The organism is Polyangium jinanense, from assembly GCF_028435365.1.
The window spans coordinates 1-17,946 of the sequence record NZ_JAGTJJ010000110.1 but is presented as its reverse complement, the minus strand read 5'-3'; the positions used below and the strand labels follow the sequence as shown (position 1 = coordinate 17,946).

Below are 17,946 nucleotides of genomic sequence, written 5' to 3'. Positions count from 1 at the left end.
ACGGTCCAGGGCTTGCCCTGGTTCGGGTCGAGGGGCGAACAGCCCCCGCGGGGCCCGGGGCAGCGCCCCGGCGCGACGCCTCGCGATGAGACCAATGCTCAGTCGTCCGATGCGTTGGGTGGGGCAGACCGCAGAGTTCACGGGAGGCGGGAGCATGCGGCGGAAGGCGTGTCCTCCATAGCCCCGAAAACGGCTTGCGGAGGGTGCTTCCGGGCCGATCTCCCCCTTGACCGGGTTTTTCGCCTGTGATGAGGTCTCGCGTTGGCAAACACCGGAGAGGCCGGCGTCCCCTGGGCCGGCGGGCCGTTGGGTCCCCCGCGCCGGGCATGGCGCCGACGGGGAGAAAGGGCATGTCGCCCATGAGTCGATGGAGAAGGTTCGGAATCACAAGGTACGCCGCGGCGACCTTCGCGCTCCTCGTGGCCGTGAGCGCGGGAGCGGGCTGCGAGAACACGGATCCGCCGGACACCACCGGCGGCGCCGGTGAAGGCGGGACAGGTGGCATGGGCGGCGCCGGCGGCATGGGCGCGTGCAGGACGCCCGAGGATTGCCCCGGCGCCGACACGGTCTGCCGGACGCGCACCTGCACCGCGGGCGTCTGCGGCGAAACGTTCGCCGCCAAGGGCACCCCGAGCGATACGCAGATGCCCGGCGACTGCGCCCGCGAGATCTGCGACGGCCAGGGCCAGATCACGCTCGAGAACGACGACACCGACACCCTCGACGATCAGAACGACTGCACCCAGGACGTCTGCAATGCAGGGCAGCCGGAAAACAACCCGCTCCCGGCCGGCGACGCCTGCACCACGAACGACGGCAAGCTCTGCGACGGCGAGGGCACGTGCGTGGAGTGCCTCGCGAACGCGGACTGCCCCGACAATGTCTGCGCGAACAACATTTGCGTCCCGGCCGCGTGCGCCGACACCGTGAAGAACGGTTCCGAGACGGACGTCGACTGCGGCGGCGGCACCTGCGCCCCCTGCGCCGATGGCCTCGTCTGCAAGGTGTCATCCGATTGCCAGAGCAGCGTGTGTGACGCCGCCACCTGCCAGACGCCCACCTGCACGGATACCGTCGAGAATGGCGACGAGACGGACGTCGATTGCGGCGGCGGCTCCTGCAGCCCCTGCGGCCCCGGCCTCGGCTGCGCAGCGGACAGCGACTGCGTGGGCGAATCCTGCTCGGGTTCGATTTGCTTGCCGACCTGCACCGACCAGGTGACGAACCGCAACGAGACGGACGTCGACTGCGGCGGCCCGAACTGCTCGCCCTGCGGCACCGGCCTCATCTGCTCGGTCGACTCGGATTGCGCGAGCAAGGTCTGCACCGCGGGCACCTGCCAGGGGGCGAGCTGCGGCGATACCATCCAGAACGGCAGCGAGACCAGCATCGACTGCGGCGGCGCGGACTGCCCCGCCTGCGCCGACGGCCTCGTCTGCAATGCGTCGACCGACTGCCAGAGCGGCGTGTGCACGGGCAACGTCTGCCAGACGGCGACGTGCACGGATACCGTGAAGAATGGCGCCGAAACGGACGCTGATTGCGGCGGCGGCGCCTGCCCGACCTGCGACCTCGGCAAGGGCTGCCTCGTGAACGGCGATTGCACGAGCAACATCTGCGCGGGCAACGTCTGCGTCGTCTCGCTCTGCGGCGACGGCATCCTCACGGGCGCCGAGACCTGCGACGACGGCAATGCCGTGGCCGGCGACGGCTGCGACGCCGCCTGCGCGATCGAGGTGGGCTTTCTCTGCGCGGGCACGCCGAGCGCTTGCAACGCGATCTGCGGCGACGGCCTCGTCAAGGGCCCCGAGACCTGCGATGACGCCGACACGGACAGCGGCGACGGCTGCTCCGCGACCTGCAAGGCCGAGCTCGGCTACGTGTGCACCGGCGCGCCGAGCGCGTGCAAAACGGTCTGCGGCGACGGCATCCCGGCCGGCAGCGAGCCGTGCGACGACGGCAACCTGAACGACGACGACGCCTGCCTCCCGGGCTGCATCGTGGCGACCTGCGGCGACGGCTTCGTGAACACGGCGGCCGAGCCCTGCGACGACGGCAACAAGACCCCCGGCGACGGCTGCACCGCCGCCTGCCAGGCCGAGCCGTTCTTCACGTGCTTCGGCGCGCCGAGCACCTGCGTCCTCGTCGAGTCCGAGCCGAACACGTGCGCGACGGCGACCGGCCCGCTCCTGCCGCCCTTCGCGGTCACCGGCAAGATCACGCCCGTCGGCGACCATGACTACTACTCGTTCACCGTGCCCGCGGTCGCGGACGTGAAGATCGAGAGCTTCGTCCCGGGGGTGGGCACCTGCCCGACGGGCAACGACACCAAGATCTACCTCCTCGCGTCGAACTGCACGACGATCCTCGTCGAGGACGACGACGACGGCCTCAATAGCTGCTCGGTGATCGATCCGACCACGACGGCGGACGCGGCCGCGCGCAAGCTCGCCCCGGGCACGTACTACGTGCACGTGGAGGAGTACCAGAGCAACTCGACCATCGGCGCCTACCAGCTCCAGGTGACGTTCACCGCGCTCTGCGGCGACGGCATCCTCGCGGGCAGCGAGGCGTGCGACGATGGCAACCTGACCAGCGGCGACGGCTGCTCCACGAGCTGCACCATCGAGCAGGGCTACCAGTGCGTAGGCTCGCCGAGCGCCTGCGCCCTGAGCTGCGGCGACGGCACGATCAACGGCACGGACGTCTGCGACGACGGCAACAAGAACAGCGGCGATGGCTGCTCCGCGACCTGCACCATCGAGCAGGGCTACAGCTGCACGGGCACGCCGAGCGTCTGCACCACGAGCTGCGGCAATGGCACGATCAACGGCACGGACGTCTGCGACGACGGCAACCTGAACAGCGGCGACGGCTGCTCGTCCCTGTGCGCGCTCGAGCCGAACTACAAGTGCCTCGGGACCCCAAGCGTGTGCACGAAGGTCGAGCAGTACTGCAACGACGGCATCGACAACGACGGCGACGCGCTCACCGACGCCGCCGACTCGGACTGCACGATTCCGGCGTACTTCCCGGCCTGCGCGGCGGGCCAGCGCCTCGTCGTCGTCCGGGCGTACGACACGCCCATCGCCCTCCTCGACGGCAACACCACGGGCATCAACAGCTACCTCGGCGTGGCGAACGTCGGGACGGTGAACCGCGCGGCGGTGCTCTTCAACGCCACGCACACCTGGTCCGGGGACATCGACGCGTTCCTGCAGCCGCCGGGCCTCGGTGAGCTCGACATCACCTCGGACAACGGCAGCTCGGGCGACAACTACACGAACACGGTCCTCGACTCGACCTGCTCCTCGGCGGTCACCGGCGGCACTGCGCCCTTCTCGGGCTGCTATTCGCCGGAGACGGCGCTGACACCGGTCAACGGCAAGTCGCCCGTTGGCAGGTGGAGGCTCCACGTCCTCGACGACACGACCTCGGACCAGGGCACCCTCAATAGCTGGGCGATGATCTTCTGCGTCACGCCCTGAGAGGCGCGGGGCTTTGCCCCGCACCCCCGCAGGGGGCTGTCCGCCCCCTGCACCCCGGACCAGGCACAGCCTGGACCGAGGGCCGAGAAACCGCGCGATGCGCGGTTTCTCGGACGGGCCCGGGCAAGACCACGAACGACGTTGCCAGCTGAGACAGCAGCGCCGCCCACCCTCAGCAGCCACGTCAGCGCCGCTGTCTTGGCTGGCCAGCCCGTCGCCGGTCTTGCCTCGGCCTGTTCGATGAACTGCGCATCGCGCAGTTCATCGAACAAGAGTCCAGCGCTTGCGCTGGTCCGGGTCCAGGGGTGGACAACCCCTGGTCGGGGTCCGGGGTGAAACCCCGGCGCTACGCGCACACGGAAGGGGCATGCGATGCGACACCTCGCTCTCGCGAAGATCCTCGTCGTCCTCTCGATGCGCGCCGCGTATCCCCTCGCGGCCCCGCTGCTCCTCGGCATCTTCCTCGTCGCCACGGTCCTCTTCGGCCCGAATGGGATGAGCCCGCCCGAGGCGCTCGCCGTGATGCGCGCCTCCCCCACGCTTATGACCGTCCTCTGGGCCGGGTGGCTCGTGCTCGGCCTGCCTGCCGCCCGCGCCGCGCTCGTGCCTCCGTCCGGGACGTATCTTCGCTGGTTACCTTCCCCACGGCTCGTGTTTCACCTCGCGGGCGCCGTGTGCGCGCTCGTCGTCGAGGCGCCGTGGATGCTCCTGTTCGGGCGCGGCGAGGGCCTCCTGTCCGCCGCCACGGCCGGGCTCGCGGCCCTCGCGGGGCACGCGCTCGCCGCCACGCGGCCCTGGGGCGCCAGGGAAGCGTTCGCGGCGGCCGGCGTGGGCCTCGCGGTTTTCGCCCGGGTCCCGCCGCTCGCCTTCGGGGCGGCGCTCCTCGCGGCCAGCTTGTCCGTCCCGGCCGCCTTCCGCCGCGCGCCCGAGGCGTCCGCCGGGGTGAACCGGGGCCCCTTCGGTCGATCTCCGCTCGGCGCGCTCGCCTCGACGTTCCTGCTCGGCGTCCTTCGCAGCGAGCCGGCGGTCGTTGGACGCGCGCTCGCCCTCGCGGCGCTCGCCGGGCTCGTGCTCCCGCTCGCGGCGCGTGGGCACGATCTCGTGGCGGACGCGTCCATCGGCGCGCTCGCCCTCGGCCTCGCGGCCGTCGCGCTCTCGCCGGGCCTCTCGGGGGCCGCGGCGGCCGTCGTACGGGCGGAGCGCGCGGCCTCCTGGCTCTGCGATGCGACCGGGACGCCGCCCGGCACGCGCGCGCTCGCCGCGGCCCTCGCGTGCGGCATCCTCGGAGCCACGAGCGGGCTCGTCCTCGCGACCGTCGGGGCGCTTGGCCTGCATGCGCCGCTCGCGCTCGGGGCGCGGCTCGTCGTGCTCGCGGTCGCCTCGGGCCTCGTCACGGGCGCGATCCTCGTCGGCGGAGCGCGCGAGGCCGAGGCCTCTCCGCGGCGCGGCGATCGTGGCATGGTCGAAGCGCTCGTCTGGGCTGCGTTCGGCGCGGCCGCGGCGTCGCTCGCGGGTGAGCTCTCGCTCGCTGTGATCCTCACCGTCGGAATCGTGCGGGTCGGCTCGGCCGCGCGTCGTGCCGAGGTGCTACGCAGGCTCCGAGGTGCGGCATGACGCTCTCGATCGTGGACTTGAACAAGTGGCTCGGCGGACGGCGCGTGCTCGACGGGGTGAGCCTCTCGGCCGCGCGGGGCGACGTCGTGGCGCTCTTCGGCGACAACGGCGCTGGCAAGTCCACGCTCCTCCGCATCCTCGCGGGCGTGCTCGACGCGGACGGGGGCCGCGCGACCCTCGACGGCGCCTCGATCCTCGGCCCCCGCGCCGCCGCGCGTGCGCACGTGGGCTACGTGCCCGAGGCCGCCGACGCGCCGGCCCACCTCTCCCCGCGTGAGCTCGCCGCGCTCGTCGCCGCGCTGAAGCGTGTCCCCCTCCCCGACGAAGCGCTCCTCGAACGACTCGGCCTCCGCGCGTACTGGGATCGTCCCTTTGGCGGCCTCTCCCTCGGCCAGCGGCGCCGGAGCTGCTTGTGCGCGGCGATCCTCGGCGACGTGCGCTTGCTCCTGCTCGACGAGCCCACGAACGGCCTCGACGCGGCCGGCGTCCGGGAGCTCGCGACGCTCCTCGAAGAGCGTCGCGCGGCGGGCACCACGATCCTCGTCGCGACGCACGATCCCGCGTTCGCCGAGGCGATCGGCGCGACGCGGGTCCGGCTCTCGGCCGGCAAGCTCGAGGCCTGATTACCCTTTCACCACGCCGATCGGCCGCAATCGGGCGACCTTTTTCGCGATCCCTGCCGACGCCACGACGTCGACCACCCGATCGACGTCCTTGTATGCGGCGGGCGCCTCCTCGGCGAGCTCCGCATTCGATGCGCAACGAATGACGATCCCGCGCGCTTCGAGCTCCTTGCGGAGCACGTGCCCCGTCACCTTTTTCTTTGCGGCGGCGCGGCTCATTTGCCTCCCGGCGCCGTGGCAGGTGCTCCCGAACGAGGCCTCGCTCCCGTGCTCGGTCCCCATGCACACGAACGACGAGGTCCCCATGCTGCCCGGAATGAACACGGGCTGTCCGATATCGCGATAGGCCGCCGGCACGTCCCGGCTCCCCGGACCGAATGCGCGCGTCGCGCCCTTGCGATGCACGCACACCTTCTTCCCTTCGTATTTCTCGATCTTCGCCGTGTTGTGCCCCACGTCGTAGATCAACCGCAAGAAGCCCTCGCGCTCGCCGAACATCCGCCGGAACACCTCGCGAACGATATGCGCGATGAGGTGCCGGTTCGCGAAACCAAAATTGGCGGCGGCGCACATGGCCGCGAAATATTGCTGTCCCTCGGGCGACGAGAGCGGCGCGCAGGCGAGCTGCCGGTCCGGCACCTGAATGCCGTAGCGCTGCATCACACTATCCATCAGGCGCACGTGATCCGTGCACACCTGATGCCCGAGCCCGCGAGATCCCGAATGCACGAGCACCGTCACCCGCCCGATCGAGAGCCCGAGCCGCCCGGCCAAACCCTCGTCGAACACCTCGTCGACGACCTGCACTTCGAGAAAATGGTTCCCGCTCCCCAGCGTACCGAGCTGATCCGCGCCGCGTTGCCTTGCGCGCTCGGAGACCGCGGACGCGTCGGCGGCTTCGAGCGCGCCGCCGGATTCGATGTGCTCGAGGTCGGTCTCGGTCCCGACCTCGTGCTCCCGAACGAGCGCGCCCGCGCCGCCTTCGAGGATCTTGTCGAGCTTCTTGCCCGAAAACGACCACCGCCCGCCGCGCCCGGCGCCCGAGGGCACGCTGCGCGAGAGCTCGTGCACGAGGCTCTCCACGCGATCGGCGATGTCCTTGCGTTCGAGGTTCGCGACGAGCAGCCGCACGCCGCAGTTGATGTCGAATCCGATCCCGCCGGGCGAAATCACGCCGTCGGGCAGCGCCGTCGCGGCCACGCCGCCGACGGGAAAACCGTATCCCTCGTGCATGTCGGGCATCCCGCAGGCGGCGCCCACGATACCGGGGAGCGTGGTCACGTTGATGAGCTGCTCGACGGAATGGTCGGCGAGCAAGCCGGGCAAGGTCTCCGGGCTCGCGAAGATCCGCGCCGGCACCCGCATGTCGCTGCGATAGGACGTCGGGATCTCGTAGACGGAGGGAGCGACCTCGACGAGCGGCGGGGGCGGCGCTTTCGGGGGTTCAGATGTCGAGGACGACGTGGACCGAGTAGCCATGCGAATCCTCCGTGATGTGGACGTCGTGCAGGGTGGCCGCCTTGACGAGGGGCCGGAGGCCTTGAACCTCCGCGCCGCGAACCCGGGCCACGAGGTGATCGGGGGCGAGCTCGTCGAAATGGAAATCGACGTAGACCCGGCCATCCACCTCGGTATGAAAGACGAGCTCGTTCATCCAGTCGACGAGGAGCGCCTCGCGGTCGACCGAATGCAGCGAGATCGAAACACCCTCCCCGGCGGCCTCGGGCAGCGGCCCCTCGCCGACGGCGAGCTCGGCGAGCGCGCGGCCGGCTTCGGCGAAAAGCTCGGGGAACGTGGGCGCGAAGAGGCCGAGGCGCAGCTCGGCCGTGTGGTCCTCGAAGGTGTGGCGCGGGCCTTCCGGGCCGGATGTCATGGAGGGGAATATCGTCGCCGGCGGCCCGACGTCACGGGAGGGGTGGAATGCCGAGGCTCCCATGCAGGCGGGCGACGTCCTCGGGGCGAAGGCCGAGCATGGAGGGCAGGCCTTTGAGGTACGCGCGCTCGGCCTCGGATTCGGTGCCCGCGGAGAGGAGGGAGACCACGTAGAATTGCTCGGCCATCTGGGGAGAGCGGATCTGCCCGACGAGCGCGAAGGGTGGCTGCGGGGCTTCGAGCTCGTGGGCGAGCGCGGCGCGATCTTCGGGGCCGAGGCCGGCGCGCGCGAGGCGATCGAGGATACGCGCGCGCTCGTCGGGGTCGATCTGACCGTCGATGAAGGCGGCGGTGATCATGGCGCGAATGAGAAGCAGAGCGTCGGCCTGTGCATCGGCCGCGGGCGCAGGCGCGGGCACGGCCGCGGGTGCGGGCGCAGGCGCGGCGGTGACCGGGTTTGGCGGAGCACCCCATTGCGCAGGCTGCGGTGCCGGCGGAGCCGCGTTCGGCGCAGCGCCCCATTGCGCCGTGGGCGTCGTGCTCGGCTGCGCATTCCATTGCGTCGGCGCAGGCGGCGCCGCGGGCGGAGGCGCCCCCCATTGTGCCGTCTGCGGCGCGCTCGGCTGCGCGTTCCATTGCGCCGGCGGCTGCGCGGGCTGCCCCGGCGGAGGCCCACCCCACCCCGCTTGCGGCCCCGGGTTTGGCGGAGCACCCCATTGCTGCGGCGGCTGCGCCGGTGCGCCCTGCGGGCTCCCCCAGGGCGCATGTCCCTGCGGCGGCGCCGCAGGCGCGTTCGTCCCCCAGGTCGACGGATCGTTGTGGTAGACGGGCACCCCGAAATTCGTCCCGCCGCCCCCCTGCGGAGCCCCCGGCGGAATCGGCCCGGACGTCGACCCCATCAATTGCCCGAAAAACCCTTGCTGCTGCGCGGGCGCCCCCGGCATGGCGTGCATCCCCGGCGCCCCCGGCATCCCCGGCGCACCCGGCATCCCCGGCGCCGTCGGCTGCTTGAAGTGCTGATACGCCATGTACGCGAGCCCGCCCGCCGCCGCGACCCCGGCAGCCCCCGCGAGCAGCGTGCCTGCGCCGATCCCGCTGTCGTCGTCGCGACGCTCGTACGCATCGTCATCGCGGTACGGCCGACGACGCGAATCGCGGAAGCTCCCGCCTTCGACTCCATCCGAGACCAGCGCGCCCAGGATCCTCTGCGCATCGAACATGGACCGCATGTTCGCCAGAATGCGCGCCGCTTTCAAGGCCGGCGGGTGGGCGCCCTCCTCGCCGCCCACCCGCCGCCTCCCGCCCGCCTTCAGATCGACAGATTCGCGATGTAGTCGGCGAGCTCCTCCCGCGCGACCCGCACCGCCGCTTCCGCCGCGCCGATCGTCCGATCGAGCTCGCCGATCCGATCCTCCGCCGACGCGAGCGCCGTCAGGTACCGCGTGTGCAGCTCACTGCCTTGCGGCGCCGACGCCAGGTTCCTCCGCAGCCGCTCCTGATCCGCCACCAGCGTCTGCCGCTCCGTCCGCAGCAGCGCGAGCGCCTGCTCCCGCGACGCGAGCGTCCTCTGGAGCTCGGCCACGTGCTCGAGCGCGGCCCGCACCTCCGCCGACATCTCGTTCGACGCGAGCAGCACCCCGAGCTCCTGCGCCGTGATCGACCCGATCACGATGCTCTGCTCGATCGGTCGCTCGAGCACCGCATCCACCTTCACGGTTTGTCCTTTTGGAACCTCCCGCCGGATCCGCACGTGCGTGTCCGTCGTCCCGCTCACGCCCTCCGTCGGCGCAACCAAGGAAAAACCCTGGATGCGCGGGTGCTCCACGACGAGCACGCGATCCTCGTCCGCCGCGCCCTTGATCGTGTACGTCGTCGTGCGCCGTTCCACGCGACGCACCTCGAGCACGCCCCGCGCGATCTTCGCGCCCGTCACGACCTGCACGACCTTCTCCTCGCGGTCCACGCTCACGTCGAGGTCCACCGCGTAACTCACGAGCCGATCCTCGTGCGCGGGCAGCGGGCCGAGCCGCGCGTCTCCGACGAACGCGATCGGCTGGTTCGCCGCCGCGTCCTCGTAAATCGACAGGATGCCCGGCGGCAAACCCGTCTCGGTCTCGTTCACGAGCCGCACCGACGCGAGCGGGTTCCGCTTGTCCACGTCGTAGCGGTACCAGGACACCCGCTCGACCGGGATCGACTCGCTCACGATCGGCACGAGCAGCGATTGCCCGCGCGGCAGATCCACCGGCTCCGGGAAGTGGTACACGACCTGCGTCGCGCCTTCCGCGGGCTCGGCGATCGGCGGTGCCTCGGGCAGCGCCACCTCTCCCCCCGGCTGCGCCTCGAAGCTCAACGCGTCGGCCGCCGACGGCGCGGCCATGAAGGCACTCATCAGGCGCCCTCCTCCGCCCGCGCCGTCGGAGACCTCGGCCTCCGGAAGGACGACCCCCACGTCGACCGGCGGCAACCTGCGCCCGAGCACCTCCACCGGCACCTCCGGACGATTCACGAAATACGCTTCGTACACCGCCTGTCGCAGCGTCACGGGGTTGCCCGACGCCACCGACAACTCCACGCGGTTCCAGTCCTGCCCGCTCATGTTCTCCAGCAAGGCCCACCCTTCGAGCCGCGCCTCGCCCTCGCCCTTGGGCACCACCAGCCGATACGTCGCCTTCCACAGCGGCGCGCCGACCACGTACCCCACGCGCACCGTCCGCTCGCCTTGCCCGTGCACGTCGATCGTGATCGTGCGCCGATCCGCGGCCGCGTGCGCCGCGAGCGCCGCGAGCGCCTGCTCCACCTGGCTGCGCAGCCGCGCGTCCACGATGTCGATCTGATCCGCCTCTTCGAGCACGATTTGCCGCATGCCCGTCGGCGTCAGGAGCGAGAGCCGGTGACGCACGATCGTCCCTTGCCCCTCGCCGAGCGAAACTTTTTCCTCGGTCACCGCGACGAGCCGCCCCTCCGCGGTCGCGCCATGCGCCGACACGCGCAGCAGTTGGCCGCGCAGCGCGCGAAGCAGCGAGACCGTGGAGGACAGGTCCTCCTGCGAGAACGGCAGATCCCGGAAGATCTCGGAGAGCGGCGCGCGCCCAGGCAGGCTCGCTTGTCCAAGCCGCCCCTGCGGATCCACCGCGAGCAGGCTCTTCAGCACGTCGCTCACCTGATCGAGCCGCACGTCGAACGTGAGCTCGGCGTCGCCCGACACCAGCGCTTCGTGCTCGAAGTACCCGACGCCGCCCGTCGACAGCATCACGCGCCGGAGCGCAAGCTCCTCGGCCGACGCAGAGCCCGCAGCAAACGACGTGGCGATGAGCCCGAGAGCCCACGCGGCCCCGATCCTCGATTTTCTCATGTGCCCCTCCCCTTTCGCGCCTCTCGGGCTCAGCCTGTCTCGCCGAGCTCCCCCCCGGAGGCCTGCGCCTCGGCGGCATGCCGCTCGCGCGCTGCCATGTTCGTCGAGCGCGCGCCATGACACGTCAATGCGCCCGAGCCCGCCTCCTCGTTCTCCGCGCTCTCCGTCCCGAAGGGGACGCCGCGCCGGGGCGCTGCCCCGGGCCCCGCGGGGGCTGTTCGCCCCTCGACCCGAACCAGGCACGGCCTGGACCGAGGGTGGAAGAACTGCGCGATGCGCAGTTCTTCCAGCGGGCCGGTGGCAAGACCCTGGACGGCGTTGCCGACCGAAATGGCAGCGCGGCGGTCTTGACGGGGCAGGGTCGCTCCTGCTCTTGCCTCGGCTGTTCGATGAACTGCGCATCGCGCAGTTCATCGCCCCTGGGTCCAGCGCTTGCGCAGGCCCCGGGTGCAGGGGCGGACAGCCCCTGCTCGGGTCCGGGGTGAAACCCCGGCGCTACGCTGCCGCAGGGCAATCTGCCTGCTCCGACGATCGGGGGCGCGCTCGATCGCGGGATGCATGCCTTCGTTCTGGACAGCAGCCTGCATGGGCGCCGTCCTAGGTGCGAGCTCTCCGTATTGAAGCACGCCGTCCCTTTGGCTACGTTCTCCGACGACGTGCCGGCGAAGAGCCCGCGCGGATGCGCGAAGGCGCACGACGCGCCGGGCCGATCGCTCGGCTTTCCTGCATGGGAGGATGAAATGGGCCAGGTGGTGATGGACCGAGGGGCGGGCAACGTTGCGGGGAGCGGTCCGGGCGCCAATGGGCACGCGGCGACGAAGATCCGGAGCTACGCGCCTGCCACGGGCGAGCTCCTCGGCGAGGTGAAGGTCACCTCTGCTGACGAGGTCAAGCGCGCCGTCGAGCGGGCGCGGCGCGCGCAGGAAGCCTGGGGCGCCCTGCCCGTCGAGGAGCGCTGCGAGCGCGTCCTGCGCTTCCGCGACGCCATCGTCGACCGCGTCGACGAGATCGTCGACCTGCTCGTGCGCGAGTGCGGAAAACCGCGCCACGAGGCCCTGCTCCACGAGGTCATGGTCGCCGCTGACATCGCGACCTTCTTCGCCAAGGCCGCGCCGCGCGTCCTTGCGCCGCACGAGATCAAGCTCCACCTGATGAAGCACCGCCGGAGCTTCATCCACTACAAGCCCCGCGGCGTCGTGGCCGTGATCTCGCCCTGGAACTACCCGTTCCAGCTCCCCTTGCGCGACGCGATCCTCGCGCTGCTCGCGGGCAACGCCGTCGTCATCAAGCCGAGCGAGGTCACGCCGCTCATCGCGCAGAAGGCCAAGGAGGTCTGGGACAGCGCGGGCCTGCCCGAGGACCTGCTCCAGATCGTCCCTGGCTTCGGGCCCACGGGCGCGGCGCTCATCGAGGCGCAGCCGGACTTCGTGATCCTCACGGGCAGCGTCGCCACGGGCCGCAGGGTCGCGGCTGCGTGTGGCGAGCGGCTCATCCCGTGCGTCATGGAGCTTGGCGGCAAGGCGCCGCTCATCGCCTGCGCCGACGCCGACGTCGAGCGCACTGCGCGCGCCATCGTGTTCGGCGGCTTCTCGAACTCGGGCCAGGTCTGCGTCTCCGTCGAGCGCGTCTACGCACACCGCGAGGTTCACGACAAGCTCCTCGATCGCGTCGTCGAGCTGACGAGGGAGCTCAGGCAGGGGGATCCGAGCGCCGAGTTCGTCGACGTCGGCGCGATCATCTTCCCGCATCAGATCGACGTGGCCGAGAAGCACATCGCTGACGCGCTGCAGAAGGGCGCCACGGTGCGCGCGGGCGGCAAGCGGCGCGAGGGGCCGGGGCAGTTCTTCGAGCCGACCGTGATCGACGGCTGCAACCACCAGATGACCGTCATGACCGAAGAGATCTTCGGGCCGATCGTGCCGTTCATGCGCGTCTCGACCGAGGAAGAGGCGCTTCGCCTCGCGAACGACTCGCACCTCGGTCTGAACGCGTACGTCTTCTCCCGCGACCGTGATCACGCGACGCGTCTTGCCGAGCGCGTCGATGCGGGCAGCGTGCTCGTGAACGACGTGCTGACGAACGGCGGCACGCCCGACACGCCCTTCGGCGGCATCAAAGCGAGCGGCTTCGGCCGTGCGATGGGGGAAGAGGGCCTGCGCGAGATGTGCAACATCAAGCACGTCAGCGTCGAGCGTGTCGGCATGGGCAGCAAGGACCCGCTCTGGTTCCCGTACACGGCCCAAAGTTATGGTTGGTTCCGCAAAGGGCTGCGGGCGCTCTTCTCAGGCGGCGGACTCTTGCAGCGCATTGGCGAGATCCTGTAATCAGGTGGCACTCGGGGGTGGTGGATGGGACCGGCCGCCCCACGTCACTGCCCCCTGCCGTCCCCCGCGCCGCGCATGAAGTCCTGCCCCACGTGCAGCCTCCGCTATCCGAGCGAGAGCAACACTTGCTTCGCCGACGGCTCGACGCTCGTCGTGCTCCGGGATCCGTGGCTCGGCAACACCGTCGCGGGCAGGTACGTGCTCGACGAGCTCATCGGCATCGGCGGCATGGCCTCCGTGTACCGCGCGCGCTTCCTGCTCACGGACAGACCCTGCGCGGTGAAGCTCCTGAACCCGCAGCTCGCCTCGGATCACACGACACGCGAGCGCTTCAACCGCGAGGCGAAGCTCGCGCAAAGGCTCGCGCATCCGAACATCATCGAGATCTTCGATCACGGCGACGCGGAGGACGGCACGCCGTTTCTCGTGATGGAACTGCTCGAAGGCGAGAGCCTCTCGGAGGTCATCGCAAGCGGCCCGGTGCCGATCGCGCGCGCGCTCCCCATCGTCATCCAGATGACCCGCGCGCTCGCCCGCGCCCACGACTTCGAGGTCATCCACCGCGACCTCAAGCCGGAGAACGTGTTCTTGCTCCGGGGTGACCGGGTCAAACTCCTCGATTTCGGCATCGCGCGCTGCGCGCAGGACGTGCGTCTGACAAACGCGGGCGAGGTCTTCGGCACGCCCGAGTACATGGCCCCCGAGCGCGCGACATCGTCGGACGCAGGCCCGCCGGCCGATCTGTACGCGCTCGGCGTGATCCTCTTCGAGATGCTGACGCAGCGTCTGCCCTTCGACGCGCCGAGCCCCGCGCAGATCCTGAACAAGCACATGCTGGAGCCGCCGCCGCGTCTCGGCGAGCACCTGCCAGACGCGCCGCCCGCGCTCGATCAGCTCGTCTACGACCTCATGGCGAAGGTGCCCGACGGCCGGCCCGTCGACGCACACCGGGTGCTCGCGTCGTTGAAGGAGGTCAGCGAAGCCGCGCGGATCCCCTCGCCGCCCGAGCTCGACTCGGGGCCGATCGCGCCGCCGCGCCCTTCATCCGCGGCCGCAGCGCAGCGCTGGAGCACGCGCGTCGAGATCGTGGAGCGTCTCGTCGGCAAGACCTACGGCGGCGCGCTGCCCGTCGAGGTCGCGCGGACGCTGGAGCAGATGAAGGCGCACGTGAAGGAGCTCGCGGAGCTACGAGCCCGCGGTCTCGAGGAGCAACGCGCGCTCGACACGATCCACCGCGAGTGGAAGGAGGGCCGCTTCCGCCAAGGCAAGGCGATGGATCGGCTCACGGTGGACATCTCGCGGACGCGCGAGGAAGCACGCGCGACGCGGGTCGGCATCGCGCCGCTCGCCGGAGCCGCGCGATCGTTCGCGCCGCGCGTGCGCGAGGCGCACCGGGATGTGGTGTTCTGGGAGGGCCGGAGCGGCTTCCGCGAGCCTTACCGCGAGCTCGCAGACGCATACCGCGCACTCGCCGATCTCGTCGAGCTCTGGGCGGACGCGCGTCACGCCGAGCTCGAGGTCGAGGCCGCAGCAGTCGAGAAAGAACGCGCAGTGGCCGAGGTGGATCAGCAAATCCGGGAGCTCCGGCACAGTCTCGTGATCGCGGATCGGGCGATGGAAGATCGCAAGGCGAAGCACTTCCTCGCACTCGCGGACGTGGGCCGGCGCGCCGAGAAGCTCGAGATGGAGCTCCTGCGCTCGTCCGGTCGAATCTGCGCGCCGCTCCGAGGCCGAGCAGATCTGGCGCCCTTCTTCGCGGAGCTCGCGGGCGGCGTGCCCGTGGCGACGGCGCCGGTGTAGAGCCGCTGCGCTGGGGCGTTGCGCTGGGGCGTTGCCCCAGGCCCCACCAGGGGCTGTCCGCCCCTGGACCCGGACCAGCGCAAGCGCTGGACCCGGGGTCGATGAACTGCGCGATGCGCAGTTCATCGAACAGGCCGCAGTCAAGACCATGAGCGACCCTGCTCATCAAGACAGCGGCGCTGCCCTTTCGACTGGCAACGCGGTCCCACCGGCCTGTTGGAAGAACTGCGCAACGCGCAGTTCTTCCATCACGAGTCCAGGGCTTGCCCTGGTCCGGGTCGAGGGGCGGATAGCCCCCGCGGGGCCCGGGGCAGCGCCCCGGCGCGGCGCCCAAGAAGAGATCACCCCTCAGCCCTCGCGCGTGATGTGACGTTTGTGCGATGATGACTCTGGGGCGGGAGATCGCGCCGCGTTTTGAGGCGCGAGACCTCGCGAAAGCATGTCGGGGAAGGTCAAGCAGATCATCGACGCCATCGTCGCCCATCGCTCGCGGGGCAACCCGACGATGGCGGGGTTCGTCCGCGCGAAGCTCATGCTGAAGGGCATTGATCCTTCGAAGCACACGGACACCACCTCTGACGATCCTGAGGTCCTTCGCAAGCTCGAGGCCCTTGCGCGCGAGCTTGGCGTCGACCTGTCTGCGCAGCCTGCGGGCGTGTCGTGGCGACCGCCGCCTTCCTCGCAACGCTAGCCATCCTCTTCGAGAGCACGCAGGGAGAAGTGTCAACGTGCCCGTTCGAACTGCTCATGCGACCGTGATCGGCGCGGACGACGTCGCGCGCTTGATGCGCGCGGAGCTCGCCTCGGTCGAGCCTGTCGTGGTCCTTTATTTTGCCGGCGGCCGCCGGGATCCTCGCGCGCTCGCCGAGGCGATGCAGCGTGCGTTTCCGGGCGCGCTCGTGGTCGGGTGCACGACGGCTGGCGAGCGCGAGGGCTGCGCGTGGCGCAAGGGCTCGGTCGTTGCGATGGCGCTCGGCAGCGAGATCGTGCGGGACGCGGCTGTCGCCGTGATCGAGGACATCCGCGGACGCACCGACGTCAAGCACGCGCTCGCGCCGCTCGAAGCGCACTTCGGGAGACCGCTCTCGAGCCTGGATCCATCGCAGCACGTGGGCCTCCTCTTCGTCGACGGCCTCAGCAGCGCCGAGGAGCGCCTCATGGATCGGCTCGGCGACCTCACCGACATTCCGATCCTTGGCGGCTCCGCGGGGGACGATCTCACCTTCACGTCGACGTGGGTCGCGAAGGACGGCATGGCCTTCACGAACGCCGCGGTCCTGCTCCTGCTCGAGCCTGCGGTGCCGTTCCGCGCGTTCAAGACGCAGAGCTTCCGCCCGCTCGATCGCGCGCTCCGCGTCACTGCCTGCGACGAGGCCGCGCGCGTCGTGCATGCGTTCGACGGCAAACCCGCGGCGACTCGGTACGCCGAGGTGCTCGGGATCCCGGCGGACGAGCTCGCGAACCACTTCCAGAACCACCCGCTCGGCCTGATGGTCGGCGACGACCCCTTCGTGCGCAGCCCCCAGCAGATCCGCGGCGAGAGCGTGGTCTTTTACTGCAACGTTCCCGAGGGCACGGTCCTCACGGTGCTCGAAGCGAGCGACATCGTGGAGGACACGCGCTGCGCGATCGCGACGGCCCGCGCGGAGCTCGGCGGCGCGTCGGCGCTCGTCAACTTCGACTGCGTCCTGCGCACGCACGAGATCGAGTCGCGAGGGCTCATCGAGCCGTACGGCGCGCTCTTCGAGGGCATCCCGACGGTCGGGTTCAGCACGTACGGCGAGCAGTTCCTCGGCCACGTGAACCAGACGGCGACGATGCTCCTCTTCGGCTGATCGCCTCCTCGGGACGAGCTCGCCGCGGGGCTTCCCGTGGGCCTCTCAGGGCTCCATCTGCCCCCCCATGGCGTTCGAGGGGATCCTCTTCGACGTGGATGGCGTGCTCGTCGATTCGCCGCACGAGCGAGCCTGGCGGGACACCTTGGAGGAGCTCATGCGGGGCCCGTGGAAGGACCTCGCGGCTCGGTCGCGGTACACACCGGAGCGCTTCGACACCGCGGTCTACCAGGAGATCGTCGCCGGCAAACCTCGCGAGGACGGGGCGCGCGCGGCGCTCGAGTACTTCGGCGTGCCCGACGCCGCGGCCCACGCCGCGGAGTACGGCGCGGCGAAGCAGGCGAAGATCCTCGGCCTCATCCGGGCAGGCGCGTTCCAGGCCTTCCCGGACGCGCTGCGGTTCGTGCTCGACGCGCGCGACATGGGCTTGCCGATGGCGGTCGCGTCGTCATCGAAGAACGCGAACGAGCTGCTCGCGCGGATCGTCGTGCCCGAGCCCATGCCGGGCATCCGGCCGGATCCACTCGGGAAAGAGCCGGGCACGACGCTCGTCGACCTCTTCGACGCGAACGTCTGCGGCCGGACGTTTCCGAGGGGCAAACCCTACCCGGACATCTTCCTCGGAGCCGCGGCGGATCTCGGCGTGCGGCCCGAGGCGTCGCTCGTGGTGGAAGATGCGACGTCGGGGGTTCAAGCGGCGAAGGCCGGCGGGATGCGCGTGATCGGGGTGGCGCGGCTCGGAGACGAGGAGCTCTTGCGGGCGGCAGGGGCGGACCTCGTGGTGACGTCGCTCGACGAGGTGGATCGGGACGCGCTCGCGCGAGGGACGCTCGCGCGCGTCAAGAAGGCGGCGTGAGCCGTTGCGCCGGGGCGCTGCCCCGGACCCCGCGGGGGCTGTCCGCCCCTCGACCCGGACCAGCGCAAGCGCTGGACCTTTTGTGGAAGAACTGCGCGATGCGCAGTTCTTCCAAGGCGCCGGTGGCAAGACCTCTTGACCTGGCCTGTTCGATGAACTGCGCATCGCGCAGTTCATCG

The 17,946-nt window shown here is 70.7% G+C and carries 13 protein-coding genes; 8 read left to right on the top strand and 5 right to left on the bottom strand.

Annotated elements, in window-relative coordinates:
- Positions 1–359 precede the first annotated feature (359 nt).
- From KEG57_RS53655 to KEG57_RS53645, 3 genes are all read left to right on the top strand, one after another.
- Positions 360–3,488 carry a DUF4215 domain-containing protein gene (locus tag KEG57_RS53655; protein ID WP_272429069.1) on the top strand — a complete coding sequence of 1,043 codons (3,129 nt, stop codon included), beginning with the start codon at positions 360–362 and terminating at the stop codon, positions 3,486–3,488.
- Positions 3,489–3,860: 372 nt separating this feature from the next.
- Complete coding sequence (locus KEG57_RS53650) at positions 3,861–5,102, top strand: hypothetical protein (protein WP_272429067.1); 1,242 nt, start codon at positions 3,861–3,863, stop codon at positions 5,100–5,102.
- A complete protein-coding gene (locus KEG57_RS53645) occupies positions 5,099–5,725 on the top strand; it encodes an ABC transporter ATP-binding protein (protein ID WP_272429065.1) in 627 nt (208 codons plus the stop codon). The genes KEG57_RS53650 and KEG57_RS53645 overlap by 4 nt, the downstream gene beginning before the upstream one ends.
- Here the strand turns inward: KEG57_RS53645 and KEG57_RS53640 are convergent, their stop codons facing one another.
- Genes KEG57_RS53640 through KEG57_RS53625 form a run of 4 tightly spaced genes read right to left on the bottom strand, consistent with a single transcriptional unit; the run spans position 5,726 to position 10,952 of the window.
- A complete protein-coding gene (locus tag KEG57_RS53640; RefSeq protein ID WP_272429063.1) occupies positions 5,726–7,204 on the bottom strand; it encodes an RtcB family protein in 1,479 nt (492 codons plus the stop codon). It abuts the gene before it with no gap.
- Complete coding sequence (locus KEG57_RS53635; protein ID WP_272460046.1) at positions 7,170–7,598, bottom strand: archease; 429 nt, start codon at positions 7,596–7,598, stop codon at positions 7,170–7,172. Before KEG57_RS53635 ends, KEG57_RS53640 begins: the two co-directional genes overlap by 35 nt.
- A 31-nt stretch (positions 7,599–7,629) precedes the next feature.
- Entirely contained in the window at positions 7,630–8,886 is a 1,257-nt protein-coding gene (locus KEG57_RS53630) for a DUF533 domain-containing protein (RefSeq protein ID WP_272460045.1), read from the bottom strand.
- Positions 8,887–8,906: 20 nt separating this feature from the next.
- Positions 8,907–10,952: a DUF4139 domain-containing protein gene (locus KEG57_RS53625; RefSeq protein WP_272429057.1), complete on the bottom strand. Its 2,046-nt coding sequence runs from the start codon at positions 10,950–10,952 to the stop codon at positions 8,907–8,909.
- A gap of 617 nt (positions 10,953–11,569) precedes the next feature.
- Between KEG57_RS53625 and KEG57_RS53620 the strand changes: the two genes are divergently transcribed.
- The 5 genes from KEG57_RS53620 (at position 11,570) to KEG57_RS53600 (ending at position 17,767) form a co-directional block, all read left to right on the top strand.
- Entirely contained in the window at positions 11,570–13,276 is a 1,707-nt protein-coding gene (locus tag KEG57_RS53620) for an aldehyde dehydrogenase family protein (RefSeq protein WP_272429169.1), read from the top strand.
- A gap of 75 nt (positions 13,277–13,351) precedes the next feature.
- Positions 13,352–15,076 (top strand): serine/threonine-protein kinase, encoded by a 1,725-nt coding sequence (locus tag KEG57_RS53615; RefSeq protein ID WP_272429167.1) that lies wholly within the window; start codon positions 13,352–13,354, stop codon positions 15,074–15,076.
- 439 nt (positions 15,077–15,515) lie between these two features.
- Positions 15,516–15,767 carry a hypothetical protein gene (locus KEG57_RS53610; RefSeq protein ID WP_272425096.1) on the top strand — a complete coding sequence of 84 codons (252 nt, stop codon included), beginning with the start codon at positions 15,516–15,518 and terminating at the stop codon, positions 15,765–15,767.
- Between the two features lie 37 nt (positions 15,768–15,804).
- A complete protein-coding gene (locus tag KEG57_RS53605) occupies positions 15,805–16,911 on the top strand; it encodes an FIST signal transduction protein (RefSeq protein WP_272425097.1) in 1,107 nt (368 codons plus the stop codon).
- Positions 16,912–16,978: 67 nt separating this feature from the next.
- The gene (locus tag KEG57_RS53600; protein ID WP_272425098.1) at positions 16,979–17,767 is read left to right on the top strand and encodes an HAD family hydrolase; all 789 of its coding nucleotides are present in this window, start codon (positions 16,979–16,981) and stop codon (positions 17,765–17,767) included.
- Here KEG57_RS53600 and KEG57_RS53595 read toward each other — a convergent pair.
- Positions 17,751–17,946 (bottom strand): hypothetical protein (locus KEG57_RS53595; RefSeq protein WP_272460044.1); only part of this gene is annotated, 196 nt, incomplete at its 5' end. The genes KEG57_RS53600 and KEG57_RS53595 overlap by 17 nt on opposite strands.

Coding starts and splice junctions, on each gene's coding strand:
- KEG57_RS53655 (WP_272429069.1), top strand. CDS start 360: ATGAGTCGATGGAGAAGGTTCGGAATCACAAGGTACGCCGCGGCGACC.
- KEG57_RS53650 (WP_272429067.1), top strand. CDS start 3,861: ATGCGACACCTCGCTCTCGCGAAGATCCTCGTCGTCCTCTCGATGCGC.
- KEG57_RS53645 (WP_272429065.1), top strand. CDS start 5,099: ATGACGCTCTCGATCGTGGACTTGAACAAGTGGCTCGGCGGACGGCGC.
- KEG57_RS53640 (WP_272429063.1), bottom strand. CDS start 7,204: ATGGCTACTCGGTCCACGTCGTCCTCGACATCTGAACCCCCGAAAGCG.
- KEG57_RS53635 (WP_272460046.1), bottom strand. CDS start 7,598: ATGACATCCGGCCCGGAAGGCCCGCGCCACACCTTCGAGGACCACACG.
- KEG57_RS53625 (WP_272429057.1), bottom strand. CDS start 10,952: ATGAGAAAATCGAGGATCGGGGCCGCGTGGGCTCTCGGGCTCATCGCC.
- KEG57_RS53615 (WP_272429167.1), top strand. CDS start 13,352: ATGAAGTCCTGCCCCACGTGCAGCCTCCGCTATCCGAGCGAGAGCAAC.
- KEG57_RS53610 (WP_272425096.1), top strand. CDS start 15,516: ATGTCGGGGAAGGTCAAGCAGATCATCGACGCCATCGTCGCCCATCGC.
- KEG57_RS53600 (WP_272425098.1), top strand. CDS start 16,979: ATGGCGTTCGAGGGGATCCTCTTCGACGTGGATGGCGTGCTCGTCGAT.